Consider the following 2,278-nt stretch of genomic DNA (forward strand, 5'->3'; position numbering starts at 1 on the left):
AGGATCCCCGCGATCCCATCCGCCAGCAGGTGATCCCAACCGCCAGCGAGATGGTGCCGTTCACCGGCATGATGGAGGATTCGCTGGCGGAGGATGCGCACTCACCCGTCCCGGGCCTGGTGCATCGCTATCCCGACCGGGTGCTGATGCTGGTGACGACCCAGTGTGCTTCCTATTGCCGCTACTGCACCCGGTCGCGCATCGTGGGGGATCCCAAGGAACAGTTCTCGCGGGCCGAGTTTGAACTGCAGCTGGACTACCTGCGCAAGACCCCCCAGGTGCGGGACGTGCTGCTATCGGGCGGCGATCCTCTGACCCTGGCTCCCAAGCTGCTGGAGGAATTGCTGCGGCGCCTGCGGGAGATCGAGCACCTCGAGATCATTCGGATCGGTTCGCGCGTCCCGGTGTTCCTTCCGATGCGCGTCGACGAAGAATTCTGCCAGATGCTGGCCAAATACCACCCGCTGTGGATGAACATCCACGTCAACCATCCCCACGAGATCACCTCTGAACTGGCCGAGGCCTGCGACCGGTTGAGCCGCGCCGGCGTCCCGCTCGGCAACCAGTCGGTTCTCCTGGCGGGCGTCAACGACTGCGTCCACCTGCAGCGACAGTTGGTCCACGAACTGGTGCGGATCCGCGTCCGACCGTACTACCTGTACCAGTGCGACCTGGTCGACGGCTCGGGTCAGTTCCGCACCCCTGTCGCCAAAGGCATTGAGATCATGGAGGGCCTTCGGGGACACACTTCCGGCTACGCTATTCCGGCCTATGTGATCGATGCCCCGGGAGGCGGGGGCAAGATCCCGGTGATGCCCAGCTACCAGCTCAGCGCCTCCGACCACAAGGTGGTGCTGCGCAACTTCGAAGGGTTTGTGACGAGCTATGAGGAGCCTCTGGCTTACGCGCCGCATGATTCGGACACCTGCGAGTACTGCCGGGACAAGCGGCCGGAGCCGGGCCAGGCGGGCATGACCGGGCTGCTGGACGGCGAGAGCATGTTCATCACGCCGGAGGGCTTTAGAGATGTGCATGCCCGCGGCGGCGCGACCCACCGCCTCAGGGCAGATGCCGCCAAGTGGCAGCCGCTCGGGATCGGTCCCGGCCTCGACGACGACCCGCCTGCCGACGGGGAGGGGGAGGCGCCGGCCGCCGCGGCCGCCAAATCGCCTGCTCCCGTCCAAGGGCAGTAGCCCGAGTCAGCTCCGTCATCCTTGATGGGCCTCCAGACACGGAGGCCCTTTGCGTTCGGGGAATCCTGGTAGCCCACAGAGGGCGCACGCTGTGCCTGGCAGCGGCGCGGAGACTCCTACACGCAACCGCTCGCAGATCGGGCGATGTGCGCGTAGTCACAAATGCGATGCAGGTGGGTCGGAGCTGATCGAGTTTGGCATCCGCCGGCACCGGCCGGCGAAGGCACGCAAGTCCGGAGGTCCGCCCTGCGGGGCGATGGCCTCGGGGAATTCCCAGCGTGAACGCAGCCCCCGCCACAGAAACGCGCTGGCCGCACAGGGGACGCCCGAGGTCGAGCATTTGGCGAGGGGTGCCTCAGCGCAAGAGGCGCAGGGTTTGTCAACGGTCCCTGCGGCTCCCCCTTCGCTGCCGCCGGTTCTCTAGCCGATGAAGGCGATTCTCCCGGTGGTCGCCGCGGGCCCTCCCGAGAGTCGCGACGATCCTCGCGCCGGTCGAGGACGTCCTCGAGTTCGAGGCTGTCGCCATTCCGATCTTCCCAACGAGCCCACTGGTCCTCTCGGCTGTGGCGGACGTTCTCCCGCCGGTCGTGGCCGTTCTCGGCCCGGCCGCACGCGTTCTCGCCTTGATCAAGGCGATCCTCGATTCGGTCGGGGATGGCAGGCAACTTCTGCTACTACTGCTCGTGGTCCTGTCGGGAGGTGTGCACCGTCGCGAGCCATCCGGCGGGCGAGTCGTGGGTGGCATCCAGCGCAGCCTGATGATCGGTCAGGCACTGCTCAAACGCAGCGGCATCCCGGCCGGCGATCGATAGGCGGTCTCTTAGCGGACGTGTCGTTTCTGGCAGCGGCTGGCCCGGCGCTGGTGGCGTGACCGCCGCCAGTAGTCCGGCGGCCGCAGGCGCGAACAGGGCGAGGATCTTCCAGGCAGCCAGCAGAACCATCTGAGCCTCTAAGCCGCCTAGCAGGGTGCTGAAGAAACGGACACGGAGACGCAGATGAAGTGCATCGATAGTCCGATCGCTGGTCCAGGGTGCTCGAGTGCTGGATCTTGGCCCTCGGGAGGGAGTGGTTCAGGTGCCTCTCGC

General features: G+C 66.5%; 2 protein-coding genes. One reads left to right on the forward strand and one right to left on the reverse strand.

Annotation, left to right across the window (positions count from 1 at the left end):
- On the forward strand, positions 1–1,193 hold a 1,193-nt coding region (locus MUO23_08610; protein ID MCJ7513017.1), incomplete at its 5' end, for a KamA family radical SAM protein.
- A gap of 674 nt (positions 1,194–1,867) precedes the next feature.
- Here MUO23_08610 and MUO23_08615 read toward each other — a convergent pair.
- Positions 1,868–2,134 (reverse strand): hypothetical protein, encoded by a 267-nt coding sequence (locus MUO23_08615; GenBank protein ID MCJ7513018.1) that lies wholly within the window; start codon positions 2,132–2,134, stop codon positions 1,868–1,870.
- Between the last annotated feature and the right edge of the window lie 144 nt (positions 2,135–2,278).

The sequence above is a fragment of the Anaerolineales bacterium genome, assembly GCA_022866145.1.
GTDB lineage: Bacteria > Chloroflexota > Anaerolineae > Anaerolineales > E44-bin32 > PFL42.

Excerpts from the sequence above, each read along its gene's own strand:
- MUO23_08615 (MCJ7513018.1), bottom strand. The coding sequence starts at position 2,134 with ATGGTTCTGCTGGCTGCCTGGAAGATCCTCGCCCTGTTCGCGCCTGCG.